The following is a 25,242-nucleotide window of genomic DNA, read 5'->3' on the forward strand; positions in this document are numbered from 1 at the left end:
TCGACACCCACGAGGAGCGAAACCGCTACATCCTCGACTTCGTCCGAAACTACAACCAGACCCGCCTGCGATGTCTCGATTACGAAAGCCCCGCTCAGCGCCTCAACAATCTCACGGGACACAACACGAAAGCCGGGGTCCAGAACGGCCGCGCCACTGGATTCCGGCGTTCGCCGGAATGACGGCTTGCCCTGAAGCAGGACCCGGAACACAATTTCTTCGCCGATCGCCGGAACGAAAACGGCAACGAGCGCGACGATCAGAACCGACTGAACCGGGGCAATTCCGAACGCGAATACGCCGGTGATCAGACCGAGCGGCAGGGCGATCGCGGCGAACACCGCGAACAGTCCAGCGGCCTCCGCCAGATCGCGAAGGTGAGGGGCGCGGAACGCCCCGATCAATCCACCAGCCTGCGCATCGCCCATTCCACGGGACCCCGCTGGAAACGGCTCCGCCAGATCGTCGCGAAGATCAGGCAGAAGACGAAGAAGCCGATCACCCAGGCGAACAGCCAGTAGACCGACTCCGACTCCTCGGGCAGGAACCACTCCGCTGCCGTCACGCCGATATAGACGTGCAGCAGGTAGAAGGTCAGTGCCATCTGCCCGGTCCAGATCACCGGCGTGAACAGCTTCCGCCGCCATTCCGCCGCGCAGATCATCAGCGACAGCGACAGCACGATCATGCCCGTGCCGAGGCCGAACAGGATATAGAGCGGGGCGGGCGGATAGGCTGACGTGCCGAAGATGTCGGCGACATAGCTGATCGCGAAGCCCCAGTTTTCCGACGGGATCAGCTTCACCAGCGCGAGATTGAGCGCCGCGAACTTGATCGCCTTGGCGAGGCCGATCAGCACGGCCCCGCCGATCAGCAGACGCCAGTGATTGGCGCTGCGGTGCAGGTCGATCCGTCCCACCGCCATGCCCACGAGGAAATAGGCGAACCAGGGCGTCACCGGGTGATGGCCGGTGAAGAAGACGTCCTGCAACGCTTCGGACGGATTGGCGAAGCTCGGGCTCGCCCAGTAGTCGAGATCCAGAAGCGGCGGCAGCGCGAAATAGAAGGCGACGAAGGCGAGCGTTGTGAAAACGGCGAGCCCGACCAGCCAGCGCGCCGGCCACAGAAAGACCAGCGATGCGATCGTCAGGTAGATGCCGTAGAAATGCAGGATGTCATACGGCCATTGCGCCCGGAAGGAGACGCCGAGCAGGAACAGGAAGACGCCGCGTTTCAGCAGGTTGAGCCGGGCAGACCGGCGGTTCTCCGGCGTTCGGTCGTTTCGCGTGCGGGTCGTCAGCAGGGCGACGCCAACGCCGGCGAGGAAGACGAAGGTCGCCGCCGCCCGGCCGGAAAACAGGCTTTCCAGCTGGATCAGCCATTGCGGGTCGCCTTCGGCCCGGCCGATATAGATCGAGAAATTGACGACCGTCATGCCCATCATGGCGATGGCGCGGGCGAAATCGATGCCTTCAAGCCGGTTCTTCGCCGGCGCGGTGATCTCCGACTCGCTCATTCCTCGCCCCCGGATCCGGTCGTGTCTTCACGCGGCGGACAGTTCACGGGCGGCACCGGGCGCTCGCGGCCTTCGCCGCCGCGCCCGTGACCGACGCGGTCTGCGCCCCAGCCGATATCGGTATCCGTCATGCGGCGGCCGCCGCGGCCTTGCCCGGCGGGGTCGGCCGAGGCGCCGCTGTCGCTGTCGGTGATGCCATGGCCGGATTTCGACCCGCGCCCCTGGCCTACCGGGTCGGCTTCGGAACCGGTGTCCGTGTCCGTGACGCCTCCAGTGCCCCGGCCCTGTCCGGCGGGATCGGCTTCGGCGCCGGTGTCGCTGTCGGTCACGCCTTGCTGACCCCGTCCATTACCGGCCGGGTCGGCATTGCGGCCGCTGTCGCTGTCGGTCAGCCCCGACGCGCACGCCGCTTCGGTCGCGCTCCAGGTGCGCACATGCTGGGCATGCGCGCCCGAAACCAGAGCCGTCGCGCCATAGGCTGTGCCCGCGCCCAGAACGCGCGCAAGAAAGGATCGGCGGCTCGGCCGCCTGCGATTGCCGGGCATGTGACCCCCGTCCCTGATGTCCCCGGCGATACCGTTAGGCCCAAGCCCCTGATTTGAAAAGATGTAATCTGGACACCGCGCACAACCGCATGGCGACCCGCCAATGTTGCATGTGCGAGAAGGCTTGACGCAGTGCGGCGCGAGGCTTTCATCTGCCGCACGAATTTTTCCCGGACCTCCCCGAAAGGAGATTTCACCGATGAGCACTCAGGACGATCCCGTCGTCATCGTCGGCATGGCCCGCACCCCGATGGGGGGCCTGCTCGGCGAACTGGCCACTCTGTCTGCGAACGAGCTTGGTGCGCTGGCCGTAAAGGCCGCGATGGACGAAGCCGGCGTTTCCGGTGACGACGTCAACACGATCTACATGGGCAACGTGCTCATGGCCGGTCAGGGTCAGGCCCCGGCCCGACAGGCGGGCATCAAGGCCGGCCTGCCGAAAGGCGTCGAGGCGACCACGCTGAACAAGATGTGCGGCTCCGGCATGCAGGCGGCGATCATGGGCCGCTCGGCCATTCTCGCCGGCGAGGCCGACATCGTCGTGGCGGGCGGTATGGAATCCATGACCAACGCCCCGCACATGCTGCCGACCCACCGCGCCGGCTTCAAATACGGCCATGACCGGGTGCTCGACCACATGGCGCTCGATGGCCTGGAAGACGCCTACGAACACAAGGCGATGGGCGTCTATGCCGACATGATCGCGCAGGAACACCAGTTCACGCGCGAGCAGCAGGACGCCTACGCGCTCGAAACCCTGGCCCGCGCCCAGCGCGCGACCAAGGAAGGCGATTTCAAGCGCGAAATCGTCCCGGTCACCCTATCCACCCGCAAGGGCGACGTGACGGTCGACACCGACGAACTGCCGCGCAAGGCGATGCCGGACAAGATCCCGGGCCTGCGTCCGGCCTTCTCCAAGGACGGCACCGTCACTGCCGCAAACGCATCGGCCATCTCAGACGGCGCGGCTGCGCTGGTCCTGATGCGCCAGAGCGAAGCCGAACGCCGCGGCCTGAAGCCGTTGGCGAAGATTTCCGCCGTCGCGTCGCACGCGCACGAGCCGGCCTATTTCACCACCGCGCCGGTCCCGGCCATGCGCAAGGTGCTGGAAAAGGCGGGCTGGTCGGCCGACGACGTCGATCTCTGGGAAATCAACGAGGCCTTCGCGGTCGTCCCGATGATCGCGATGAAGGAACTCGGCATCCCGCATGAGAAGGTCAATGTGAACGGTGGTGCCTGCGCCATGGGACACCCGATCGGGGCCTCCGGCGCGCGCATCATGGTCACCCTGCTCGCCGCGCTCGAAAAGCACGGCAAGACCAAGGGCGTCGCCTCGCTCTGCATCGGTGGCGGCGAAGCCACCGCAGTGGCGCTGGAGCGCATCAACTAGGCGCTCTGCCAGGTTGAGAGACAAGCCCCGGACGGTCGCCGTCCGGGGCTTTTCTATCCGAGGATGCCGCGTACCAAGCTGGCCCACGCCTCGGTTGTCCCGACCGTGAACAGAAGCACGGTCCGTCCGATGGCGGCTGCGAGAACGATCAGGGTGACCGGATGGACCGCCTTTCTGCGGAACAGGTCGTATCCGATGAAAACCGCAAAGATGGCCATCTGCAGGATCAGGCCCAGAACGGCATTATCGAAATAGGCATGGCCGATCCGCGCAGTGGCCGGCAGGATCGCGTATATCCCCGCCAGTAACATGAAGCGCTTGTGCCAATCCGGCCGATGGCGGTTGAGGACACCGAGCCCCCAGAATACGGCCAGTCCGACAATGTCGAACAGCGGTAGCATTACGAAGGTTTCCGCCGACCCCATGAAGCTGGCGCCGCGTGCATAGGCATCGACCAGCGCGACGAAACCCAGTGGCACCATCACGGCCATCAGGCCGATACTCGCCAGACCCAGCTTCATATGCAGCAGCACGCGCCCGGCCGGGATCAGACTGGCCTGTATGGCGACCAGCAGGATCCAGACTGTGAAGATGGCACCATGCACCTGCATCAACATCGAAAGCGGGGGCAAGGCTGCGTCGCGCAGGAAATAGGTCGGTGCAAAGCCGGCAAAGACCAGGGCGGCCTGAAGCCAGCCCATCGCAGCGAAAAAGGGCTCGCCCCGTACGGGCGCGTCGGTCTCGGTCGTCATCCTCTCCCCCTTGGCACAAGACTACGCACGGCAAGCCAGTGGGAAGCAATGAAAATCGCGCTCGAACCGGTTCGTGAATCGCCTAAGGCGCGAAACCGGCGTAACCTCCCGTCCGGATTGTGGGGAGTAAGCCGATGCGCCATCTGATCGCCTTCGCCGTGTTCGCGCTGACGACCGCGCCAGCCCTTGCCCAGACCTACACCTACACGGCGCGGACCGCTGCGCCCGTGCAGCAATCGGGCGATGTGCGTGCCGGGTCGATCACCTGGTCGTGCGAGGATCGGGCCTGCACCGTTTCGGGGCCCTGGCCGCAGCCGGGTGTCGGGGCGTGCGCGCAACTGGCGGCAATTGTCGGCCGGGTTTCGGAATACGGCCACCCCGGCGCGCGATTGAACGCGGCGCAACTGGAACAGTGCAATGCTAACGCGGCCCGTCCGGCCTTGCAGACGACGCTCGCCCCGGGCATCGCTGCGCAAATTCCGTCCGCGGTCACACCGCAAGTCCGCGCGCCTGAAATCCAGGTCCAGCAGCAAGCCGGCCAGCGTGTCAGTCCGCAGCAGATCCAGCGCCCGGAAGCAATTCAGCGTCCCGAAGTGCGCCAGCCAGAGCTGCAGGTGCAAATCCCGCCCCGCGTGACGGCGCGAACCGAGATGTATTACGAGGCGCCGCGCATCACCAGCCGCACAGTCACGGTCGAGCCGCCCCCAACGGAGCGGCTCTATGCTGTCCGTTCCGGCGGCGGGGACGGGGATTTCGGCGGCAATGGACCGCGCGTGCAGGTCACGGTGACGGTCGTTGCGGAGGGTCCCTGCCTGTTTGCGGACATCAACATGTTGGCCGAGGAGACCCGCCCGGATCACACGCGCGGACGGGTCAGCGAGCGCGTCCGCCTGTGGTGCAATCCGGAGGGCGGGAACATCCAGCGTATCACGTCTCAGACCCGCGCGACCGGCGAATACACCGACACCGACTGGGAGATTGACACGATCGTCCCGGGGCGCGGCGAGATCGACGTCCGCCGCGGCCTGCCTGCCGTGGATGGGCCGGTCCGCAGCTTCATCATCATGGGCGACACCAATGGTGACGTCTTCAACAACGACAATGACGGCCGCGATGTCGGCGATCTCGACTCGGAGGGGCGCCGGACCGTGTCGCGCACCAGCGTGCAGGTCCAGTGGAACGAGATTTCCGTGGTCGTCCCGATCGTGGAGGCGCCTGAAGTTTCCGGTCCGCCGGGAACGGAGACAATCTGGGTCGAGGCCCAGCACTCGGACTTCCTTGTTCTGCGTCATACCGGCGGTGACCGTGATTTCTTCGGCAACGGCCCGCGCATGACCGTTACTTCGCGGCTCGACCTGTCGGCTGACGGCACGCAGATCCTCGCCCGGCTGTCCGGCGATGCCAGCGAGGTGGGCGGCGACACCCGTGCGTCCGGCACCTCCGACCGCGAAGTCATCTGGACCGCCCCGCCGGGCTGGCGGATCGACGCGGTGCAGGTCGAATATGGCTGGTGGGAAGACGATGCCTGGCAACAGGCCTTCGAAACCGCGCTCGGCCGCACCGCCACGGTCGCCTATACCGACCGCGATCACGAACAGGATTTCCTGGTCGAGGGCGCGGGAGAGGGCGGCCGCAACGGCATCTGGTTCGACGATGCCACCAATGAAGCCCGCCGCCGCGCCATGAGCCATGTCGAGGCCTTCCTCGTCATGGGCGATTCAAACGGCGACGAGGCCGGCAGCCGCACCGGCGTTCAGGCCTTCTACCGGCCCTTGCTGGTCACGCTGACGCCGGTCGATCCGGCACGTGCGCGCGCCGCCGACCTGCAGCCCGATGTTCTGCTCGACGTGCCGACCGGCGACTTCGCCAACCGGCTTTCGGGCGGCAATTCCTGCGGTCCGCAGGCGGCGTCCCGCGTGCTGCGCTTCTACGGCGTGGCCACGACCTACGAGCAGTTCAAACGCCGGGTGCAAAGCTCGGGCAATTTCGTCTCCGACCAGTCGCTCGGCACGCCGCCGGGCACGCTGCGCGACCGGATGAACGATCTCGCGTCCGGCTTCGTCCACGACGTGCTGCCGCTGGGTAATGCCCGCGCGAACGATGCCGCGCTGGCTCGCATCCGCCAGCTTCTTGACGAGGGCCGTCCGGTCCTGACCCTGGTCGCCTGGGGGGCGCAATACGCCGCCGACATCATCTCGCCGCACGATGCGGCGGCGACGGCGCATTGGATCGTGGTGCGCGGCTACAACGCCCGCAACCGCACCTTCCTGATCATCGACAACGGCACACCTGTGGAATGGTCCTACGAGCATTTCGCCTCGATGTTCGACTACGGGCAGGACGCGCAGTTCGAAGCGCTGCTCGCGATGATGAATGTCGAGAAGGGCTCGATCATCTACCGGCGGTGACGCTCCGGATTTGCTGCGCCGCACAAAGACTTGGCCGCGCATGACCGTCATGCGTCACGGCAAGGCCCGATAGTGGACAACGCCCCGCCCGGCGCGCTATTCGCCGTGCCGACGACCCCGTACAGCATTCAAGCGCGAGGCCCCATGGCAACGTCCCAGCCCCGTTACCGCGTACCGGCACCGAAATTCCGCCCCGGCGACGAGCCCGATTTCTCCGACCTGAAACTGCAGCCCGCCGGCGAGGCGAAACGCCCCGGCATCGACTGCAGCTGGAAGGACACCGTCGACCACGCGACCGGCCTGGTCGGCGCGCTCGACCATAATCATCAGGCTGTCGGCGAGTGGAATCCGGAGTTGGACCCGGACACGCTGCGCGAGGGCCTTCGGCACATGGTGCTGACCCGCGTCTATGACGAGCGCATGCAGAAGCTGCAGCGCCAGGGCAAGATGAGCTTCTACATGAAGTCGACGGGCGAGGAGGCGGTCTCCGTCGCCGCCGCCATGGCGCTGCGCGACAGCGACATGGTGTTCCCGTCCTACCGCCAGCAGGGCATCCTGTTCGCGCGCGGCCGCGACATCGTCGACATGATGTGCCACTGCATTTCCAACAGCCGCGACAATCTGAAGGGCCGCCAGCTCCCCGTTCACTACACCTGGGCGGAGGGGAATTTCTTCTCCATCTCCGGCAATCTCGGCACGCAATTCCCCCAGGCCGTCGGCTGGGCGATGGGCGCGCGCTACAAGAATGAAGACCAGGTCACGGCGAGCTGGATCGGCGACGGCACCACGGCGGAAGGCGACTTCCACGGCGCACTGACCCTGGCCTCGACCTATCGCGCGCCGGTCATCTTCAACGTCGTGAACAACCAGTGGGCCATCTCCACCTTCCAGGGCATCGCGCAGGGCGACGCGCCGAGCCTGGCGGTGAAGGGTCTGGGCTACGGCCTGCCGTCCATCCGCGTCGACGGCAATGATTTCCTCGCCGTCTATGCCGCCACGCAGTGGGCCGCCGAGCGCGCCCGCGCGGGTCACGGCGCCACGTTGCTGGAGCTCTACACCTACCGCGCCGCGGCGCACTCGACCTCGGACGATCCGTCCGGCTACCGCCCGAAGGAAGAGGCCACGAAATGGCCGCTGGGCGATCCGATCGAGCGTCTGAAAAACCACCTCATCGGTCTCGAGGAATGGGACGAGCAGCGCCACGAGGCGATGGAGTCTGAACTGAACGACCTCGTCGTGAAGTCCTACAAGGAGGCCGAGAGCTACGGCACGCTGCATGACGGCCCGCTCTCGCCCGTGCCTTCGATCTTCGAGGATGTCACCGCCGAACCCGACTGGCGCCTCATCCGCCAGCGCCAGGACCTGGGGATTTAGATCATGACCAAGATGAACATGATCCAGGCGCTGAACTCGGCGCTCGACGTGGCGATGGAAAACGACCCGAACGTCCTCTGCTTCGGCGAGGATGCAGGCTATTTCGGCGGCGTCTTCCGCGTCACTGCCGGCCTTCAGAAGAAGTACGGGCTCGACCGCTGTTTCGACGCCCCGATCAACGAAGCCGCCATTGCGGCGATGGCCATCGGCATGGCGGCCAAGGGTCTGCGGCCGGTCGCGGAAATCCAGTTCGCCGACTACATCTTCCCGGCGATCGACCAGATCGTCTCGGAGATGAGCCGCATCCGCTACCGCTCGGCCGGCCAGTTCACCCAACCCATCGTGGTGCGCTCCCCTTGGGGCGGCGGCATCCGCGGCGGTCAGACCCACTCCATGAGCCCGGAAGCCTTCTTCACCCATGTCCCGGGCATCAAGGTGGTGATCCCGTCAAACCCGTATGACGCCAAGGGTCTCCTCCTAGCCTCGATCGAGAGCGACGACCCGATCATCTTCTTCGAACCGAAGCGGATCTATAACGGCCCCTTCGACGGCCAGGCCGACGGCGCGCTGCAATCCTGGGCCAACCACGCCAAGGGCGAAGTGCCGGAAGGCCATTACACGGTCGAACTCGGCAAGGCGGAAGTCGTGCGCGAGGGCACGGCGGTCACCGTCGTCACCTATGGCACGCTGGTCCATGTCGCGCTCGCCGCGGCGGAGAAATCCGGCATCGACGCCGAGGTGATCGACCTGAAGACGCTCACCCCCTACGACATCGAGACCATCACCGAGTCCGTGAAGAAGACCGGCCGCTGCATCGTCGCCAACGAGGCGCCGCGCACGTCCAGCTTCGCCGCCGAACTCGCCGCGCAGATCCAGGAAGACTGCTTCTGGTCGCTGGAAGCGCCGATCCACCGCATCGCGGGCTGGGACACCCCCTATCCCCATGCGCATGAATGGTCCTATTTCCCCGGCCAGCAGCGCTTCATCAATGCGATGAAGTCCGTGACGGAGACGGTCTGATGGGCCTTTGTGCCCGTGAAAGACACCCCACCCTGACCCTCCCCTCAAGGGGAGGGAATTAGGCGCTGCCCTGCCACTCCCTCCCCCGACGGGGGAGGGCTGGGGTGGGGGGCGTTTTTCGGAACCGAGGTTCGAGATGACGGAATACCGCTACAAGCTTCCTGACGTGGGCGAAGGCGTCGTCGAGGCGGAAATCGTCGAATGGCGCGTGAAGGTCGGCGACACGGTCGTCGAGGACCAGCCCGTCCTCGACGTGATGACCGACAAGGCCACCGTCGAAGTGCCCTGCGCCGTGAACGGCAAGGTCACCAAGATCGTCGGCGAACCCGGCGACGTGATCCCGGTCGGCACCGAAATCCTTTTCATCGAGACCGATGCGGCCACCGCCGCCGCGGCGGAGGAAGAGGAAGGCGAAGCCCCGAAGGCTGAAGACGATGTTCCTCCCCCGCCTGCGGGGGAGGTGTCGACGAAGTCGACGGAGGGGGGAAAGTCTTCCGAAGAGAAATCCCCCCCTCGGCCGGCAGAGCCGGCCACTCCCCCCGCAAGCGGGGGGAGAAAAGCACTGACGACCGCGTCCTCCGGTCAGCGCCCGCTGGCCAGCCCGGCCGTGCGACAGCGCGCCCTGGAGCTGGACGTCGATCTCGCTGCCGTGCCGGGCACGGGTCCGGCGGGGCGGATCACGCACAACGATCTTGATGACTTCATCGCCGCCGGCGGCCGCCTGATCTCGAAGACGGGCGGGGGCGGGCATGCGGGCCGCGCGCCGCGCACCGGCGTCGAGGAAAAGAAGGTCATCGGCCTCCGCCGCAAGATCGCGGAAAACATGCAGAAGGCGATGCGCGACATTCCGCACATCGCCTATGTCGAGGAAATCGACGTCACCGCGCTCGAGGATCTGCGCCAGCATCTGAACGCCACCAAGCGTGACGATCAGCCCAAGCTGACCTTCATTCCCTTCCTCGTCGCGGCCCTGTGCAAGGCGCTGCCCGGCACGCCGCAGGCCAACGCCCATTACGATGGCGAGGCTGGCGTGCTGAAGCAGTTTGAGGGTGTCCACATGGGCATCGCCGCGGCGACGCCGAACGGCCTCATGGTCCCGGTTATCCGCCACGCCGAGGCGATGGATGTGTGGGAGATCGCCGCCGAACTCGGCCGTCTCGCCAAGGCCGCCCGCGACGGCAAGGCGGCGCGCGACGAGCTGTCCGGTTCGACCATTACCATCACCTCTCTGGGCGCGATCGGCGGCCTCGTGACGACCCCGGTGATCAATGCGCCGGAGACGGCCATCATCGGCGTCAACAAGATGCAGGAACTCCCGCGCTTCGACGCGGCGGGCCGCGTCGTGCCGCGCAAGCTGATGAACCTCTCCTCCAGCTTCGATCACCGCATCGTCGACGGCTATGACGCCGCGGTCCTGATCCAGAAGGTGAAGTCCTACCTCGAAAACCCGGCGACGCTGTTCATGGCGTAGGGTGCTTCTCCCTCTCCCCTCGGGGGAGAGGGAACACGCCGCATCTTTCCCGCCATTCACCGCAAAAATTGACGTTTCCCGGACGGCGCAGCCGGTCCGGGATCCAGTCCGGACCCCGGTCTTCGCTTCGCGAAACCGGGGAGCGTCGGTTCAACTGCCCTGCCGTCATCCCGATGAAAATCGGGATCCAGAGAAGCGGTGAATCTGGATTCCGGCTTTCGCCGGAATGACGATGCTCACACCAACGTGAATCGCCTGCGCCGCTGACCATGGCAATTTCCCTGTCAGAAGAGGGGAGTGCCATGAAAACCATCCTGACCGCCGCCCTGTTGAGCCTCGCCGCCGCGCCCGCCTTCGCGCAGGTGACCGGCGCGGAAACCCGCCGCTGTGGCGATTACGGCCAGCCCGCCGAGGGCATGCCGGAAGAGTTCGGCCAGTTCGCCTTCCTGATCGGCGATTTCGACGTCGGCTCCGAGCCCTGGGATGCCGAGACCGGCAGCTGGGGCGAACCGCAATACTACGCGCGCTGGAACGGCTATTACGGCTTCGGCGGCCGGGCGATCTTCGACGAGTGGTATGACCCGGGCTACGGCTATCGCGACGGGTCCGGCGCCGGGATCAATATCCGCCTCTGGGACGCCGCCTCCGGCCAGTGGCACACCGCCTGGCACTACACCGCGAACAACGAGGTCCGCGAGCTTCGACAGGTAGTCCGCGAGGACAGCCTGATGTGGCTTTGGCAGGTCTATCCGGAAGCGCCCGAACGCCGGGTTTTCTTTGAAATCTACGAGGATGGCGAGTGGGCCCGTATCAGCCAGGTCCAGGACGAAGCGACGGGTGAATGGGTCAACAGCGTGCGTCTTCACGCCCGCCCGGCCAATTGCGGCTGATCGGCATCCGCCTGTTGCGATCGGCGGAAATCGGGCTAGGTGCGCGTATCCTGACTTGAGGAAGCGCTTCGCCATGCCCCACATCTTCCCGGACCCGCAACGTTCTGGTGCCTTCCGTCTGCCGGATGGCCGTCGTCTGGCCTGGCACGAATGGGGCCCGCGGGACGGCGCGCCCGTCCTCTTCATGCCCGGTGCGGGGACGAGCGGCCGGCTCGGCTTCGCACTCGAGCATCTGGACGAACTTGAGGTCCGCCTCATCGGCATCGATCGGCCCGGCCTCGGAGGCTCCGACCCCGACCCTGGCAAGACTCTCGACAGCGTCGCCGGCGATATCGGCGCCTTCATTGCGGCGGAGTTCACCTCGTCGGTCCGCGCCGTCGGCTATTCGCAAGGCGCGCCTTTTGTGCTCGCCCTGGCCGCCCAGGGCCATGTCACGGCCTTGACGCTGGTCGCCGGGCAGGACGATTTCGCAAACAAGAACACCCGCGCCCTTCTGCCGGACTTTGTCGCCGAAATGTGCGAGCGGATCGAAACTGAACCCGAGAGCGTGGCGCGCGAAGTGGCGCAGGCGGATCCGGACTGGCTGCGAAACTTCATCATCGAGACATCGCACAGGGATGACGCGGCCCTCTATTCTGCCGAGCCTTTCGCCTCCGCTTTTGCGGCAGCGCTCCAGACCGGCTTTGCGCAAGGCTCCGCCGGCTATGTCCGCGACCTCCTTATCGCCGCAGGCCGCTGGCCGTTCGCCGCCGAGGACATCACCATCCCGGTCGATCTCTGGTACGGGCTCGACGATGCCAGCCCCGTCCATTCTCCGGACTTCGGCGAGACCCTCTCGCGTCGTTTTCCCCGCGCATCGCTTCACCAGATCGAAGGCGAAGGCGGACGAATTCTGTGGACGCGGGGTGCCGACATCCTTCGCCTGCTGGTGAACCGCTAGAACGCTCGACCGGAACCGCGCCGCGCGCCCGGCGTTCACCTCCCAAGTCATAAAGGGAGTTTGAATCATGGGCGCTTTCGGAATTTTCCTGATCGGCACCGTCCTCGCCGTCGCGGGGGTCAGCTATGGCCTCTACGCGGTCGGCGTCGGCACGACCTGGATCGTGGTCGCGGACCTGATCATTGTCGGGATTGCGGTCGCCTCGGGCGCGGGTCTGACCAGACGGCGCAAGTCCGACACGACACAGGTCAATGTCGAGGCGAGCGACTCGTCCTCCGGCAACTGACGCGGGAGTTTTCTCTGATGAGGGGCGTCCGGCCCCGCCGGGCAGACCTCACCAGCAATCCCTCCCTTGCGTTACGGGCAAATTCAGGCTGACGGGCGTTACAACCGGCGCTGTGATTGCAGGGGACGCAGGAAGTCGGGCCAGTCGGCCTCGAACGACTTCAGCCACTTTCGTGCCGATTCCCGGTCGCGAAAAATTTCCAGATCATAAGCGCCATCGACGAACGGCATCGATTGCCAATCCCTCAGCACGGGTTCAATGCGGGTGTCCTCTGCCACCCAGGCGACCTTGTAGTCTGGCCCGCGCAGCGCGTGAAGGCGCTCCACTTCGTTGCGGAACGCTTGCCGGAGTTTCTTGAGACTCATCCCCGACGGATCGGAACCCTCTTCCACGATCACCAGCAAATTCATGCCGGTGCGCCAACGCGTACCGTAAAACAATTCGGCATGCATGTCTTCGATTGTCCGGGACGAAAGCTCTCCGCTCAGGCGAACTTCGACAATGTTTCCTGAACATGGAAAATCGATTTTGCAGGGCATAACAGCAGTCCATTATAATCTATAACGTCGATAATTCCATATGATGTTTCAAATGCGGCAGAATATTCTTCAATTCGCGCATGGCGGGTATGAATATTCGACGTGACACGAGAATTACTGCCTTGCATCGCGCCCCTTCCTTTGATGGCGCTCCCCGGTTAAACCGGCGCCTGAATTGAAACGAGGGCTTCGGAATGAACCATTTGTCCTGTGACGTCCTGGTCGTCGGTGGCGGTCCGGGCGGATATCCCGCAGCGATCCGCGCGGGCCAGCTGGGCCTCGACACTATCATCGTCGACCGCGACGGTCTGGGCGGCACCTGCCTCAACCGGGGCTGCATCCCGTCGAAAGCTTTCATCCACGCCGCGACGAAATACGCCGAGATGATGGAACATGTCGGTGACGGCGCGCTAGGTATTTCCCTGTCCGAAGCGCCGAAATTCGACATGGCCGGCCTGACCGGCTGGAAGGACATCATCGTCAAGAAGCTGACCGGCGGCGTCGCCCAGCTTCTCAAGGCCGCCAAGGTCCGGGCGATCGACGGCTGGGCGAAGTTCGAGGACGCCAAGACCTGCCTCGTCGAGACCTCGGACGGCGAGACGGTGAAGATCACGGCTCAGAATGTCGTCCTGGCGACGGGCTCGATCGAGGTCGAACTGCCCTTCCTGCCCTTCGGCAAGAACGTCATCGGTTCCACCGGCGCGCTCGAACTCACCGAGTTACCGAAGAAGCTGGTCGTGGTCGGGGCGGGCTATATCGGCCTCGAACTCGGCATCGCCTTCCGCAAGCTCGGTTCCGAAGTCACCTTCATCGAGGCGCTCGACCGTATCCTGCCGCTCTACGACAAGGAACTGGTTCGCCCGGTCACCCGCTGGCTGAAAGAGCACAAGGTCGACGTCCAGCTGTCCTGCAAGGCCAAGGGCGTGGTCGAGGAGGGCGGAAAGACCTTCCTCGAATACGAGGACGCCAAGGGCGAAACCCAGAAGATCGAGGCCGACGCCATCCTCGTCGCGGTCGGCCGCAAACCGCTGACCGAGGGCTGGGGTCTCGACAAGATGGGCATCCCGCTGACGGGCAAATACATCAAGGTCAATGAGCGCTGCGAGACCGGCATGCGCGGCGTCTACGCCATCGGCGACCTCGCCGGCGAACCGCTGCTGGCCCACCGCGCCACGGCCCAGGGCGAGCGCGTCGCCGAGATCATCGCCGGTCACAAGGCGGCCTTCGATCCGGTCTCCATCGCCGCGGTCTGCTTCACCGAACCGGAACTGGTCGGCGTCGGCCTGTCGCCGGACGAGGCGAAGGAGAAGGGCGAGACCGTCATCACCGGCAAATTCCCGCTCGCCGCGAACGGCCGTTACCTCTCGATGGAGGGCGGCACGGACGGCGGCTTCATCCGCGTCACGGCGCGCGAGAGCGACCATGTCATCCTCGGCATCCATGCCGTCGGCAAGCATGTCTCGGAACTGTCGGGCGAGTTTGCCCTGGCGATCGAGATGGGCGCACGCCTCGAAGACGTCGCCGGCACGGTCCATGTCCACCCGACGTTGACCGAAGGCCTTGCCGAAGCCTGCCTCGCCGCGCTCGGCCATCCGATCCACATCTCGGCCTGATCCCATGACGACCGGGTTGGGGGCGAAATCCTATGAAACCGCCTTCCGGACGCGCCGCATCGCGCAGCCGGACGACATCGATTTCATGGGTCACGTCAACAACCTCGTCTATCTGCGCTGGGCGGCAGAAGTCGCCGGCGAGCACTGGATGACGGTGGCGTCGGACGAGATGCAGGCCAAAGGGCTCTGGGTCGTCCTCCGGCACGAGATCGACTATCGCGGCGAGCTGGTCGAAGGCGACGAGGTCGAAGTCTCGACCTGGCTGGGCGAGGCGAAGGGCGCGCGTTATGGCCGCCATATCGACATCCGCAAGCCCGGTGCGGCCAAGCCGTCGGCTTCGGTCCACACCGTCTGGGGCTATATCGACACTGCGACGCGCCGCCCGAAACGCGTGCCGCCGGAAGTGTTTGAAACTTTTGGTCTCACTCCCGAAGGCTAGCGAGCCTCGCTGATTTCCAGCACCGCCCGCGCGTCCCCGTCCTTCGCGCCGACCCAGATCGCATATTCGCCCGCTGCCGGGCCGTTGAACACGATCTGCGGGTCATTGCCGCCCGCGCCATTGTCGTCGCAATGCCAGTTTCCGTCGGGTCCATGCACGACCAGAACCGTGTCGAACACCGAATCCGCGGCGATGGTCAGCGCCGAGCCACCGGCGCGGTAGTCGATCCGGAAGTCCGGCGCGATCGCGATCAGTCCGGTGCAACCGTCACCGAGATCACTCGCGTCCACCGTGCCGCCCGCCGTCAGATTGACGCTCAGCGGATTGGGTTCGAACCCGGCTTCCAGCGTGGTCTGGCCATAGGTCGCATCGAAGCGCGGCTGCTGTGCCTCCGCGCTGGCGGTCATCGCCGCGGCCGTGACGGTCAGCAAAATCGTCAGTCTGGTCATGGGTTTCTCCCCTGCAGATGACAATTAGTTAATGTATAACATTGCGGCCAGAATGAGGTACGCAAACGAAAACGGCCCCGCCAGAGGGCGGGGCCGTCGTCATTCCGGAATGCGGTCGGATTAGAAGCCGAGTTCGGAAATCCGCAGCGTCGCGTTGTGATTGCCGCCGCTGTAGGAGCCGATCCAGATGTCATACTGGCCCGACATCGGACCGTAGAACTGGATCGCCGGGTTCAGATTGCCGCCCGAGTCATCGTCGCAATGCCAGCTGCCGTCCGGCGCGTTGATGATCAGCGTGGTGTCGCCGCCGGAGATCGCCGAGAAGAACAGGTCGAAGCTGCCGGCCTGGTAGTTCAGACGGAAGTCCGGCGCGTCGGTGATCGTGCCGCGGCAATTGCCGCCGATCGTCATGCTGGAATCGATATTGCCGCCAGAGAGGATCTGGACCGTGTACGGATCCGGCGTGAAACCGGCGGTCAGGCTCACCGAACCGAAATTCGGGTTGAGCGAGAAATTCTGCGCGGACGCGTCCGCAGCGAAGAACGCGGCAGAAGCCGCGGCCACCGCAAGGAGGGATTTCATGGAAAAAGCCTTTCAGGACTTGGATTGAAACGCACGGAACCCCGGTCGGACAGTCCCCTCGCGACCGGTGAACGGGTTTCCATCAACGATATTTAGCGAAGCGGTTTGAGAAAGATAGAGAGATTCACAAGCGAAAACGGCCCCGCCTGAGGGCGGGGCCGTCATCAATCCCGAGTGCGGTCCGGCTAGAAACCGAGTTCGGAAATTCGCAGCGTCGCGTCATGATTGCCGCCGCCGAACGAGCCGATCCAGATGTCATACTGGCCGGCCATCGGGTCGGCGAAGACGATTGCGGGATTCAGATTGCCGCCGCTGTCGTCGTCGCAATGCCAGCTGCCGTCCGGTGCGTTCACGACCAGCGTCGTGTCGCCGCTGGAGACGGCCGACAGGAAAAGCTCAAATCCGCCTGGCTGGTATTCCAGACGGAAGTCCGGCGCGTCGGTGATCATGCCGCGGCACGCGCCGCCGATCTGCGATCCGGCATCGATACTGCCGCCGGACACGATCTGTACGGTGTAGGGGTCCGGCGTGAAGCCGGCGACGAGGCCGACCGTCCCGAAATTCGGGTCGAGCGACACATTCTGGGCGGAGGCGTTCGCGCCGAACAGGGCGGCGGCGAACACGGCAATCGCAAGGGCAAGTCTCATCAATTTGGCCTTTCAGGGCAGAACACGGGCAACCCGGTCGGACAGATCCCCTCGCGACCGGTGAACGGGTTTCCTGACTCGCTCTTCTGGCATCCAATTGTGGCAAGCCGAAGGGCAAGCTTGGCTCTACTGTACAAGATCAGCCGGTTACGTAATCCGGTCTCTTGATCACGACGCAATTTCTGTCCTGATAAGCTTCATGGGACACGGACACGATCATCATCACGGGCATTCGCACGACCATCACCATCATGGTGATGGTGAGCGCCGCACGCTGATCGCCGCCTGCCTGACCGGCAGCTTCATGATCGCCGAGGTGATCGGCGGAATCTGGACCGGATCGCTCGCGCTTCTGGCCGATGCGGCGCACATGCTGGCCGATACCGGTGCGCTGGCGCTTGCCTTCTTCGCCTTCCGCCTGTCGAAACGGCCCGCCGACGACAAGCGCACCTTCGGCTATGACCGCTTCCAGATCGTCGCCGCCTTCGCCAATGGCGTGATGCTGTTCATGCTGGCGCTGTGGATTGTCGTCGAGGCAATCGAGCGCGCGGGTGAACCGCGCGACATCGCCGGCGGTCCGATGGCCGTGATCGCCGGACTGGGCCTGCTGGTGAACATCATCGCATTTGCCGTGCTGCATGGCGGCGACCGGGAAAATCTCAACCTCAAGGGCGCGCTCGCCCATGTCGCCGGGGACATTCTCGGCTCGGTCGCGGCACTTGCGGCAGCAGCCGTAATCATCTTCACCGGCTGGACGCCGATCGACCCGATCCTGTCGGCCCTGATCGCCCTGCTGATCGGCCGTGCTGCGCTCGATCTCGTCATCCGCTCAGGCCGCATCCTGCTGGAATCGGTGCCTGACGGGATCGACCCGGCGGCGCTCGGCACCGACCTGACAGACAACACGGACGGCGTCGTGAAGATCCACCACATGCATCTCTGGTGCATCACGCCGGGCCGTCCGATGGCGACCATGCACGCCGTGCTGACGGCGGAGGCCTGCGAGATCGACACCGTCTCGGCGCTGCGCCGCCGCCTGAACGAGCATCACGGCATCACCCACATCACGATCGAGGTCGAGCGGGAGTGAAGGTGCTCCCTCCCCTTGAATGGGAGGGACGCGAGCGACCTTCTTTGAGAGGTCGGGAGCGGGGTGGGGTGAGCGTGCGATCAAGACACCCCCACCCCGGTCGGCTGGCTAATGCTCAGCCTCCCGGCCCTCCCCTCAAGGGGGAGGGCGGAACAACCAAGTCTACCCGTCCAGTTCTTCCGAGAAGAAGGCGATCACCGCGTCGGTGGGGAAGACCGGCTCATGTCCGCTCGGGGCGGTCTCGATCAATTCGTGGCGCGCGCCCGCCTCGCTCATTACCTCGCCCATGCGCACCGCCTGGTTCGGCGGCACGACCGTATCGTCCGGTGAATAGACGATCAGGAAGGGCGGATCCTCAGCATCGACATAGGTCACCGGCGAGGCCGCCACGTGTGGCGGCGTGCGCTGTTCGTGCCAATTGTCCTCGCCATACCAGACTTCGCCGACATAGCTGGTGATCGTCTGCGCGCCATAGGCCGAAACATTTTCCGGATCGAGCGTCAGGTCGAAGGGCGCGGCCAGCGTGATCACGGCCTGAACCGACGCACTGGTCTGGTCGATCGGGTCAAGACCATTGCCGGGCGTGTCGTCCATCACCCCGGTCATCGCGGCGAGATTGGCGCCGGAAGAATGACCCAGAATCCCGATCCGGTCGGGATCGATCCCGAAGGCTTCGGCATTGGCGCGCACGAAGCGCACCGAACGCCGCGCATCGACGACCGGGTCCGGGAAGCGGAAGCCGGGATGCGACCGGTGATTGATCACGAAGACGGTGAAACCGGCCTCGGTCAGGTCATGCACCGCCCCGCGGATATAGTCGCGCGGCGCGAGATCTTTCAGTGGCGGCGCGGACTGGATCGGCGGGCGGTACCAGCCCGACCCCGGAATGACCACGATGCCGATGCCGCGCGCCAGTTCGGGGTGGTAGACGTCCATCAGGAGGGCCGCCCCCGATACCATGCCGTAAACGACATTGGACTGGTCCGGCGTCATCTGCGGCGGGGCGTCCTGCGCCTGCGCGGACGACAGTAAAAGCGGAGCGGCCAGAAGCGCCGCGGCGAAAAGCCGTTTCATGGATGATCCCCCGGGGATGACGTTCAGACGTGCGCAGTCTGGCACGTCAGCGTGACAGCGGGAATGGCGTAACCCCGGTCAGTTGGCGAGATGCAGCGTGGAACCGGCCTGTTTCGCCGCCGCGTTGAGTTGTTCCAGCGTTTTCGGATCGAGCGGAATGCCCTGGACCGACCGCTTCGCGCGCTTCGCCCGTTCCGGATCGCCGGGCAGCAGGACCGGCGCGTCCCAGTCGGCGGGCAGCGAGGCGAGGGCGTAATTCATCATCGCGTCCATCTCGGCCTCCATCGCGTCCTCGTCGCCGAAGCTGGCCGGGTCGATCAGGATGGAGAGAAGCTGGTTCTGGATCCCGCCGCGCCGGGGATTGCCCGGCTGGATCGTGCCGCCGCCCGACAGGCCACCGGCAAGCAGCTCTGCCGCGAAGGCAAGGCCATAGCCCTTGTGGTCACCAAACGGGGCGAGCGCGCCATTGATCTCGAAATCGGCAAACCCGGACGGATCGTCCGTCGGCTGACCGTTGGCGTCGAGCACCGAGCCGAAGGGCACGCGCTTGCCCTGGTTCGCCGCGACCCGCGCCTTGCCGAGCGCGATCCGGCTCGTCGCCATGTCCAGAAGGAACATGGCCCGGCCCGGCGTCGGGGGCAGGGCGATGCAGACCGGATTGGTGCCGAAGCGCGCATCCGATCCGCGGTAGGGCGCGACCATCGGGTCGTGGTCAGTGACATTGACGAAGTGGATTGAGATCAGCCCGTCCTGCGCCGCCATCTCGCCATAGGCGCCGATCCGCCCCAGATGATGCGCATTCGACAGCGTCACGGCGGCCACGCCCATCTTCCGCGCCAGCTCCGCGCCTTCGGCCATCGCCATCTCGCCGGCCGGTCGGCCCCAGCCGCGCTTGGCGTCCAGCTTCACGATGGCACCGTGCCGGTGGACCACTTCCGCGCGCGTATCGAGGCTGACGAGGCCGCTCCGCGCATGCTTCACATAGGCCGGCAGGAGGCCGACGCCATGGCTGTCATGACCGGTGAGGTTGGCGCCGACGAGATGCTCCGCCACGGCCCGGGCATCGTCTTCCCGCGCGCCCGCCTTGGCGAGCACGTCGCAGGTGAAGGAGGTCAGGGCCTCGGCTTGTATTCTCGTGCCGGTCGAATCCATTGTGACGGGGAGATTACCGGGAAGGGCGATGGAAACCTACGGGGTCGATGCGGTGGTCGTCGGGGCGGGCGTGATCGGCCTCGCCATTGCGCGTGCGCTGGCGCAGCGGGGGAACGACGTCATCGTCCTCGAATCCGAGGCGCGGATCGGCTCGGTCACGTCCGCGCGCAATTCCGAAGTTATCCACGCCGGCATCTATTATCCGCAAGACTCGCTGAAGGCCCGGACCTGCGTCGCCGGCCGCCGCGCTCTCTACGCCTTCTTGGAATCGCGCGGCATCCCGCACCGCAAATGCGGCAAGCTGATCGTCGCGCTGGGCGAGGATGAGGAGGCGAAGATCGCCGCACTCGCCGCGCGCGGCGCGGCCAATGATGTGGAGGGGCTGGAGCTGGTCCCGGCGGCCAAAGCGCTGGAAATGGAGCCTGCCCTGTCGCCGGGCGTCTGCGCTGCGCTTCTGTCGCCAGAGACCGGCATTCTCGACAGCCACGCCTTCATGGCGGCGCTTCAGGGCGAGCTCGAGGATGCCGGCGGCAGGGTGGCGCTCTCAACGCCGTTCGAGCGCGCGGAGAAAACCCCGGACGGTTTCGACGTGATGACGGGCGGCGTGTCCGCCGTTCGCCTGCGATGCCGCACGTTGGTCAATGCGGCGGGGCTTGGCTCCGAACGGGTCGCGCGGTGGATCGACGGGCTGGCTGCACAGCATGTCCCCACGCTGCGCTTTGCCCGGGGACGCTACTTCACCGCGCCGGGCCGCTGCCCGTTTCAGCGCCTGATCTATCCCGCCCCGGTCGAGGGCGGGCTCGGCACGCACCTCACCTTCGATCTCGGCGGCGCGATGCGCTTCGGCCCGGACGTGGAATGGATCGATGTGCCGGATGGCTATGCCGTCGAACCGGCGCTGGCGCCCGGATTCGAAGCCGCGGCGGCGCGCTTCTGGCCCGGCGCCCGGCCCGGCAGTTTCCAGCCCGCCTATGCCGGCATCCGGCCCAAGCTGTCGGGGCCGGGCGAGCCGGCCGCAGATTTCCGTATCGACGGTCCGGACTTTCACGGCATTGCCGGGCTCGTCTGCCTGCACGGGATCGAGTCGCCCGGCCTCACGGCATCCCTCGCCCTGGCAGACGTGGCGGCGTCCTGCCTCGGGGTGGAATGACCATCTTGCATGACCGGGACGTGCGGCGTATATCGCCCCTTCTCGCCTCCGGGCGGGGCCGGTGTGGCGGGGTAGCTCAGCTGGTTAGAGCAGCGGAATCATAATCCGCGTGTCGGGGGTTCAAGTCCCTCTCCCGCTACCACTTTCCTTCAAGATTCAGTTCTGACCCGTGTTCCCGCTCGACCCTGGCGTGTGGCCTGCTAGGCTATCTTCCGGTCTGGGCGGGCTAACCGGGATAGTGAACATGAAGCCTTGGATCATTCTTGCGGCCAGCCTGGCGGGTCTCACACTCTCCGCAAGCTCCCACGCTCAGAACGCAGACCTCCGCGCCATCTTCTCCGCGCCGATCGGGATCGAGCGGGCTGACGAGAGCACGTCCATCCCCATCGGGATCCGGATGGACAAGCTGTTCATCGACGCGTCGATCAATGGCGAGACCCGCGAGTTCATCTTCGACACCGGCTCGCCGACCCTGATCACCCGCGAGTTCGCCGACGCGCTGGGTCTGGTGACGCTGGCGCAGAACACCGGTACCGACGCCCACGGTGCGCGGGTCACGATGGATGTCGCCGTCGCCGAGACCCTGACCCTCGGCGGCGTGACCTTCACCGACGTCCCGGTGCTGATCTTTGATCCCTCGACGCTGGAACTGGGCCCGTGCGTCTTCGATGGCGGCGTGATCGGTTCTGAAATCTTTCCCGGCAATGCCTGGCGGATCGATACGGAGACCCGCACGCTGACGATTGCCGCGACCCCCGCAGCGGACGACCGCCCGGCGGTGCGCGCCGCGCTCTCGGACTTCGGCTATCCCCACGCACCAATCATTGACTACCGGATCGGCGACCTGAGCGACCGGGCCCTGTTCGACACTGGCAGTTCCGAAGCCGTGACGCTGTTCGCCCAGGTCGCCGACGCGCGGCCCGTCCGGCAGCGGATCGACGCGGACTCGCTGCGCGAGGGGCGCGGCATTGAGGGGATCTCGGCAGGCGGGGCCAGCGAGGTGGGTGACCTCCGCCGCTTCACGCTCGAGGAGTTCGAACTCGGCGGGGTCAATATCGGCCCGCTGGACGGGACGGTCCGCCGCGTGCCGCCGACACTCGTCGGTGCCGGACTCCTCTCCCGCTTTGTCGTGACGCTCGACTATGTGAATGGCGAATTGCGGCTGTCCGACCGCACTCAGCCGGAGCCGCGCGCGCCCCATGCCGGCTACGCGATCGGCTATGAGAATGGCGAGGCGCGCGTGGCGCAGCTGTTCGAGGGCTCACCGGCGGCCGAGGCTGGGCTCGAACTCGGCGACCATGTCGTCGTGATCGATGGCCGCTCCACGCGCATCGGCGAGGGCAATCCGCTCTGTTCCGCCGCACTCTGGCTCGCCGATGGCGTCGACCTCGCCGCCGCCCGGACGCTGGAGGTCGAGCGCGGCGGAGCAACCCTGCGCATCGAACTGCCGTAATCTTCTCGCCGATCCACTCCGAAAAATCTTGCGTAACCCGTTCATTCTGCGGTCAGATCGACGACGGCAGGGTTCGTGAGGTTTTCGCGATTTCGGGGGGAATATGCGTATCAATCGTTGGATCTCCGCGCTGCGTCCTGCAGCGCTCGTCATGGTCGGCTTGCTGGCTGGTACGTCTCCGGTCACCGCGCAGACGAGCGCGCAGCTATCGACCCAACTCGATGCCGACGCCTTGCGGGTTGGTGCCTCGATGGCGGACCTCACCGCCCCCCAATTACGTGCGGACATCCTGCGCTCGCCGCTCTTCATTGCCGAAATCGACACCGAGGCCCTGTTGCAGGGCGGCCCGGTTGCGATCGAACTGGAGGCCGGCGTCGAACTCGACCTTCAGCAATACATCGCCGGGACACGCCTGACGAACCAGCCGCTGCTTGCCATCGCAACCGCCGAGCCAGAACGCCTGAACCTCGCCGGTCCGGTCGAATTCACCGAGCAGATGTTCGTTCTGGAAGACCGAATCATCGTGTCGCGTGAGGCCGTGCTGCAGGTCACGCCGGAAACCTGCGGCCTGTCCGCGCGGCGTGAGCGCCAGCGTCCTCAGGGCCGGACCGGCATGGCTGGAGCGATCCGCGAGGAGCTGGGCATCGTGACCACGGCCCGCGAAGAGCTGTGCTTCCTGCCGGGTGAGCGGTCGCTCGAGGAACTGGCCGACCAGGCCGATCGCGGCGGGCGTCCGGTCATTGTCGATCCGTCGGAAGTCCTGACCCCGCGCCTGGAGCGCCAGTCGCGGGAGATCGAAGGCGGCACGCGCCTGCTTCTGCCGCCGACGCGCGACGATATTGCCGCAGAGGCGGCAGAAATCCGCGCCGAACTGGCGCGCATGAACCCGGATGCCGAGTTTCGGCGCGGCATCACGGTGCGCGAAGCGCAGGCGCTGGGTGACGGCCAGCTGATCCGCCTCGACGCCAATGGCGACGAGCGCGTGATCACGCATGTCAGCATCATTCCGCTGGCCCCGCGCACCTCTGTGCTGCGCCCGTTCGACCGCCAGCTCGATGACGCGGCGCTCGGCCGCGGCTTCGGTCTGGACCAGCCCATCGGTCCGCGATTGAGAGCGATGCCGCCGACACTTGCTCCCTACTCGATCACGCAGCGTTCGCTGCGCCCGGACCGGCAGATCCGCACCGTGCCGCCCGGCCAGCTGCAGCGCCTGCCCGAAGTCGAGGAACGCGATGGCGGCGGGGCGGGCTCCACCACATTGCGTACGGTCGGACCGATCAATCCGCGCACGCTCACCATTCAGCGCCTGCCAGGGACCGAACCGCGCGAGCGCGAACCGGTCAACCGCCAGCGCATCAGTCACTCCGCCAATTATTACTTCATCACCGGTTTCACGCTTTCGGACCGGATCGAGGAACGCTACCGCCACACCTTCAACCGCCGCAAGAACTGGTATGTCGGTTTCGAGTACAGCATCGGCTACGCGGCCGGTCTGCGCTTTCCCTTCCGGGTGGAAGTCGAAAGCGACGCCTTCTTCAGCCAGGACCCGCAGACCCAGCGCTGGAACGCGTCGAGCTTCCACTTCCAGGTGAATGCCGAAGCGCGGCAGGATACGCTCGAAGGCGGGTCGATCTACCGCGCGGCCGGCATGCCGGAAGACCTGATTCTCGGCGACCGGGAATTCACCTTCGGTCTTTGGGCGCGCTGCCAGTTCCAGGCCCGCGTTCCGGTGATCAAGACGATCCGGATCAACTGTCCCTCCGTCGAGGTGCCGCGTGCGGGTACGTGCCCGAACTGGGCGTGCGCCGATTTCACACCGCCGATCGGCCGCCGCACCCTGATCGCCCAGCCGCGCCTGCCCGCGGACGTCACCCGCCTGCAGATCGATGCGTGGATTGTCCGGGCCGGGATCGAACCCGGCGTGAACGTCTACGCCGCGAACGCCGAATTCTCGCTGCGGGCCAATGCGGAAGATGGCCGCTTCGCCGCGCCGGGCTCCGCATCGACGGCCGCCGAGTGTGCGCCGCAGACGCGCGGCGATCCGCGCCGGTCGAACATCCGGCTGGCTTCCGGGGATTGCCGCCTCGTCTTCGGCAGGCCCTATGACGCCGCGCGGCCGATGGTGTTTCAGCTCGACCTTGGCGAGCCGGGCACCAGCCGCCTGCCGGGCGTGACGCTGTCGGATCCGGAATACAGTTTCACGATGGAGTTCGTGCCCGTTCTCGAGCTCTTTGCCGAGCTGGATCTTGCCTTCGCCCGCTGGCGCGTCAGCCATGACTTCGAGATTGCTGGCCTCACGGTGCGTCAGGACATGCGCTTCACGCATCATGACCGGACGCGGGAGACCGGCGAGATCGGCTTCTGCGGGCCGCGCGATGCTGGCGCACGCGGATGCAGCCGGGCAGCGGGATTCGTCTTCCATCCCGTCCAGGTGGATACGGGCGGACCGGGTTAAGGCGGGC

General features: G+C 65.8%; 24 protein-coding genes and 1 tRNA gene. 15 read left to right on the forward strand and 10 right to left on the reverse strand.

What is annotated here, in order from left to right; translation table 11 throughout:
- The 3 genes from L5876_RS00005 to L5876_RS00015 form a co-directional block, all read right to left on the reverse strand.
- Positions 1 to 341, reverse strand: a 341-nt coding sequence (locus L5876_RS00005) for a hypothetical protein (RefSeq protein WP_236954039.1), incomplete at its 3' end; no start/stop codon positions are given.
- Between the two features lie 59 nt (positions 342 to 400).
- Positions 401 to 1,516 carry a DUF418 domain-containing protein gene (locus L5876_RS00010; RefSeq protein ID WP_236954040.1) on the reverse strand — a complete coding sequence of 372 codons (1,116 nt, stop codon included), beginning with the start codon at positions 1,514 to 1,516 and terminating at the stop codon, positions 401 to 403.
- The gene (locus L5876_RS00015) at positions 1,513 to 2,061 is read right to left on the reverse strand and encodes a hypothetical protein (protein WP_236954041.1); all 549 of its coding nucleotides are present in this window, start codon (positions 2,059 to 2,061) and stop codon (positions 1,513 to 1,515) included. Before L5876_RS00015 ends, L5876_RS00010 begins: the two co-directional genes overlap by 4 nt.
- 199 nt (positions 2,062 to 2,260) lie before the next feature.
- Between L5876_RS00015 and L5876_RS00020 the strand changes: the two genes are divergently transcribed.
- Positions 2,261 to 3,451, forward strand: coding sequence for an acetyl-CoA C-acyltransferase (locus tag L5876_RS00020; RefSeq protein ID WP_236954042.1), 1,191 nt, complete (start codon positions 2,261 to 2,263; stop codon positions 3,449 to 3,451).
- 53 nt (positions 3,452 to 3,504) lie between these two features.
- Here L5876_RS00020 and L5876_RS00025 read toward each other — a convergent pair whose 3' ends face one another.
- Positions 3,505 to 4,203, reverse strand: a complete 699-nt coding sequence (locus tag L5876_RS00025; RefSeq protein ID WP_236954043.1) for a hypothetical protein — start codon at positions 4,201 to 4,203, stop codon at positions 3,505 to 3,507.
- A gap of 134 nt (positions 4,204 to 4,337) precedes the next feature.
- Here L5876_RS00025 and L5876_RS00030 point away from each other — a divergent pair, with 134 nt between their 5' ends.
- From L5876_RS00030 to L5876_RS00060, 7 genes are all read left to right on the forward strand, one after another.
- Positions 4,338 to 6,611, forward strand: coding sequence for a C39 family peptidase (locus tag L5876_RS00030; RefSeq protein ID WP_236954044.1), 2,274 nt, complete (start codon positions 4,338 to 4,340; stop codon positions 6,609 to 6,611).
- Between the two features lie 144 nt (positions 6,612 to 6,755).
- Positions 6,756 to 7,985, forward strand: a complete 1,230-nt coding sequence (locus L5876_RS00035; RefSeq protein ID WP_236954045.1) for a thiamine pyrophosphate-dependent enzyme — start codon at positions 6,756 to 6,758, stop codon at positions 7,983 to 7,985.
- A 3-nt stretch (positions 7,986 to 7,988) separates the two neighbouring features.
- On the forward strand, positions 7,989 to 9,005 hold the full coding sequence (locus tag L5876_RS00040; RefSeq protein WP_236954046.1) for an alpha-ketoacid dehydrogenase subunit beta: 1,017 nt from the start codon (positions 7,989 to 7,991) through the stop codon (positions 9,003 to 9,005).
- A gap of 136 nt (positions 9,006 to 9,141) precedes the next feature.
- Positions 9,142 to 10,476, forward strand: a complete 1,335-nt coding sequence (locus tag L5876_RS00045; RefSeq protein ID WP_236954047.1) for a dihydrolipoamide acetyltransferase family protein — start codon at positions 9,142 to 9,144, stop codon at positions 10,474 to 10,476.
- A 302-nt stretch (positions 10,477 to 10,778) separates the two neighbouring features.
- Complete coding sequence (locus tag L5876_RS00050) at positions 10,779 to 11,366, forward strand: hypothetical protein (protein ID WP_236954048.1); 588 nt, start codon at positions 10,779 to 10,781, stop codon at positions 11,364 to 11,366.
- Positions 11,367 to 11,439: 73 nt separating this feature from the next.
- Positions 11,440 to 12,306: an alpha/beta fold hydrolase gene (locus L5876_RS00055; protein ID WP_236954049.1), complete on the forward strand. Its 867-nt coding sequence runs from the start codon at positions 11,440 to 11,442 to the stop codon at positions 12,304 to 12,306.
- 67 nt (positions 12,307 to 12,373) lie between these two features.
- Positions 12,374 to 12,592, forward strand: a complete 219-nt coding sequence (locus L5876_RS00060; protein ID WP_236954050.1) for a hypothetical protein — start codon at positions 12,374 to 12,376, stop codon at positions 12,590 to 12,592.
- 98 nt (positions 12,593 to 12,690) lie between these two features.
- Here the strand turns inward: L5876_RS00060 and L5876_RS00065 are convergent, their stop codons facing one another.
- Positions 12,691 to 13,044 carry a hypothetical protein gene (locus L5876_RS00065; protein ID WP_236954051.1) on the reverse strand — a complete coding sequence of 118 codons (354 nt, stop codon included), beginning with the start codon at positions 13,042 to 13,044 and terminating at the stop codon, positions 12,691 to 12,693.
- A 281-nt stretch (positions 13,045 to 13,325) separates the two neighbouring features.
- Here L5876_RS00065 and lpdA point away from each other — a divergent pair, with 281 nt between their 5' ends.
- Both lpdA and L5876_RS00075 read left to right on the forward strand, forming a co-directional pair.
- Complete coding sequence (lpdA, locus tag L5876_RS00070) at positions 13,326 to 14,744, forward strand: dihydrolipoyl dehydrogenase (protein ID WP_236954052.1); 1,419 nt, start codon at positions 13,326 to 13,328, stop codon at positions 14,742 to 14,744.
- Positions 14,745 to 14,748: 4 nt separating this feature from the next.
- The gene (locus L5876_RS00075; RefSeq protein ID WP_236954053.1) at positions 14,749 to 15,183 is read left to right on the forward strand and encodes a thioesterase family protein; all 435 of its coding nucleotides are present in this window, start codon (positions 14,749 to 14,751) and stop codon (positions 15,181 to 15,183) included.
- On the opposite strand, the gene L5876_RS00080 is transcribed toward L5876_RS00075, so the two are convergent.
- The 3 genes from L5876_RS00080 to L5876_RS00090 form a co-directional block, all read right to left on the reverse strand.
- Entirely contained in the window at positions 15,180 to 15,632 is a 453-nt protein-coding gene (locus L5876_RS00080) for a pre-peptidase C-terminal domain-containing protein (protein ID WP_236954054.1), read from the reverse strand. The genes L5876_RS00075 and L5876_RS00080 overlap by 4 nt on opposite strands.
- Before the next feature lie 120 nt (positions 15,633 to 15,752).
- Positions 15,753 to 16,214, reverse strand: a complete 462-nt coding sequence (locus tag L5876_RS00085; RefSeq protein WP_236954055.1) for a peptidase S1 — start codon at positions 16,212 to 16,214, stop codon at positions 15,753 to 15,755.
- A gap of 185 nt (positions 16,215 to 16,399) precedes the next feature.
- Positions 16,400 to 16,861, reverse strand: a complete 462-nt coding sequence (locus L5876_RS00090) for a peptidase S1 (RefSeq protein WP_236954056.1) — start codon at positions 16,859 to 16,861, stop codon at positions 16,400 to 16,402.
- A gap of 199 nt (positions 16,862 to 17,060) precedes the next feature.
- On the opposite strand from L5876_RS00090, the gene L5876_RS00095 reads away from it, so the two are divergent.
- On the forward strand, positions 17,061 to 17,951 hold the full coding sequence (locus tag L5876_RS00095) for a cation diffusion facilitator family transporter (protein ID WP_236954057.1): 891 nt from the start codon (positions 17,061 to 17,063) through the stop codon (positions 17,949 to 17,951).
- Between the two features lie 162 nt (positions 17,952 to 18,113).
- On the opposite strand, the gene L5876_RS00100 is transcribed toward L5876_RS00095, so the two are convergent.
- Positions 18,114 to 19,025, reverse strand: coding sequence for an alpha/beta hydrolase (locus L5876_RS00100; protein ID WP_236954058.1), 912 nt, complete (start codon positions 19,023 to 19,025; stop codon positions 18,114 to 18,116).
- A 78-nt stretch (positions 19,026 to 19,103) separates the two neighbouring features.
- Positions 19,104 to 20,177 carry a malate/lactate/ureidoglycolate dehydrogenase gene (locus tag L5876_RS00105; RefSeq protein ID WP_236954059.1) on the reverse strand — a complete coding sequence of 358 codons (1,074 nt, stop codon included), beginning with the start codon at positions 20,175 to 20,177 and terminating at the stop codon, positions 19,104 to 19,106.
- A 28-nt stretch (positions 20,178 to 20,205) separates the two neighbouring features.
- On the opposite strand from L5876_RS00105, the gene L5876_RS00110 reads away from it, so the two are divergent.
- The 4 genes from L5876_RS00110 (at position 20,206) to L5876_RS00125 (ending at position 25,235) form a co-directional block, all read left to right on the forward strand.
- Positions 20,206 to 21,327: an NAD(P)/FAD-dependent oxidoreductase gene (locus tag L5876_RS00110; protein ID WP_236954060.1), complete on the forward strand. Its 1,122-nt coding sequence runs from the start codon at positions 20,206 to 20,208 to the stop codon at positions 21,325 to 21,327.
- Positions 21,328 to 21,392: 65 nt separating this feature from the next.
- Positions 21,393 to 21,469: transfer RNA gene (locus L5876_RS00115), tRNA-Met, on the forward strand.
- 102 nt (positions 21,470 to 21,571) lie between these two features.
- Positions 21,572 to 22,780 carry an aspartyl protease family protein gene (locus L5876_RS00120; protein ID WP_236954061.1) on the forward strand — a complete coding sequence of 403 codons (1,209 nt, stop codon included), beginning with the start codon at positions 21,572 to 21,574 and terminating at the stop codon, positions 22,778 to 22,780.
- A 103-nt stretch (positions 22,781 to 22,883) separates the two neighbouring features.
- On the forward strand, positions 22,884 to 25,235 hold the full coding sequence (locus tag L5876_RS00125) for a hypothetical protein (RefSeq protein WP_236954062.1): 2,352 nt from the start codon (positions 22,884 to 22,886) through the stop codon (positions 25,233 to 25,235).
- Positions 25,236 to 25,242: the final 7 nt, after the last annotated feature.

It is taken from the genome of Hyphobacterium sp. SN044 (assembly GCF_021864465.1).
Classification (GTDB): domain Bacteria; phylum Pseudomonadota; class Alphaproteobacteria; order Caulobacterales; family Maricaulaceae; genus Hyphobacterium.